Below are 1,760 nucleotides of genomic sequence, written 5' to 3' on the forward strand. Positions count from 1 at the left end.
ATCCGCAATCGTCTGCGATCACAGACCTCTTGGGTGTTATATGGTCAAGCCTCACGGGCCATTAGTACCGGTTAGCTCAACGCCTTGCAGCGCTTCCACACCCGGCCTATCAACCAGCTGGTCTCGCTGGGCCCTTCAGGAGGCTCGAGGCCTCGGGGACGTCTCATCTTGAAGGGGGCTTCCCGCTTAGATGCCTTCAGCGGTTATCCTGTCCGCACATAGCTACCCGGCAATGCCACTGGCGTGACAACCGGAACACCAGAGGTGCGTCCACTCCGGTCCTCTCGTACTAGGAGCAGCTCTTCTCAAACGTCCAACGCCCACGGCAGATAGGGACCGAACTGTCTCACGACGTTCTAAACCCAGCTCGCGTACCACTTTAAATGGCGAACAGCCATACCCTTGGGACCGACTTCAGCCCCAGGATGTGATGAGCCGACATCGAGGTGCCAAACACCGCCGTCGATGTGAACTCTTGGGCGGTATCAGCCTGTTATCCCCGGAGTACCTTTTATCCGTTGAGCGATGGCCCTTCCATACAGAACCACCGGATCACTAGAACCTACTTTCGTACCTGCTCGACGTGTCTGTCTCGCAGTCAAGCACCCTTATGCTCTTGCACTCACTGCACGATTTCCAACCGTGCTGAGGGTACCTTCGTGCTCCTCCGTTACCCTTTAGGAGGAGACCGCCCCAGTCAAACTACCCACCACACACTGTCCTCGATCCGGATCACGGACCTGAGTTAGAACGCCAATGATGCCAGGCTGGTATTTCAAGGTTGGCTCCACCCGAACTGGCGTCCGGGTTTCCAAGCCTCCCAGCTATCCTACACAAGCAACATCAGCATCCAGTGTGAAGCTGTAGTAAAGGTTCACGGGGTCTTTCCGTCTAGCCGCGGGTACACAGCATCTTCACTGCGATTTCAATTTCACTGAGTCTCGGGTGGAGACAGCGTGGCCATCATTACGCCATTCGTGCAGGTCGGAACTTACCCGACAAGGAATTTCGCTACCTTAGGACCGTTATAGTTACGGCCGCCGTTTACCGGGGCTTCGATCAGGAGCTTCGCTTGCGCTAACACCATCAATTAACCTTCCGGCACCGGGCAGGCGTCACACCCTATACGTCCGCTTGCGCGTTTGCAGAGTGCTGTGTTTTTAATAAACAGTTGCAGCCACCTGGTATCTTCGACCGCCTCGTGCTCCGGCCGCGAGGGCCTTCACACTACCGCGGCGTGCCTTCTCCCGAAGTTACGGCACCATTTTGCCTAGTTCCTTCACCCGAGTTCTCTCAAGCGCCTGGGTATTCTCTACCTGACCACCTGTGTCGGTTTGGGGTACGGTCCCACATGGTCTGAAGCTTAGAGGCTTTTCCTGGAAGCGTGGCATCGATGACTTCGGCACCGTAGTGCCTTCGTCTCGCCTCTCGGCCTGGGGATCCCGGATTTGCCAAAGATCCCAGCCTACCGGCTTTCACCAGGACAACCAACGCCTGGCCCACCTAGCCTTCTTCGTCCCCCCATCGCAACCACGTGAGGTACGGGAATATTGACCCGTTTCCCATCGACTACGCCTTTCGGCCTCGCCTTAGGGGCCGACTCACTCTGCTCCGATTAGCGTCGAACAGAAACCCTTGGTCTTCCGGCGGGGGAGTTTTTCACTCCCCTTGTCGTTACTCATGTCAGCATTCGCACTCGTGATACCTCCAGCAAGCCTCTCGACTCACCTTCATCGGCTTACACGACGCTCCTCTACCGC

Annotated in this window: 1 rRNA gene; it reads right to left on the reverse strand. The window is 56.8% G+C overall.

The annotated features are described in order from the left end of the window. Positions 1-40: 40 nt before the first annotated feature. Positions 41-1,760 (reverse strand): 23S ribosomal RNA (locus QLQ85_RS00430); the annotation flags it as partial.

Origin of the sequence: Halomonas kalidii (assembly GCF_030010475.1) — a bacterium.
GTDB lineage: Bacteria > Pseudomonadota > Gammaproteobacteria > Pseudomonadales > Halomonadaceae > Halomonas > Halomonas heilongjiangensis.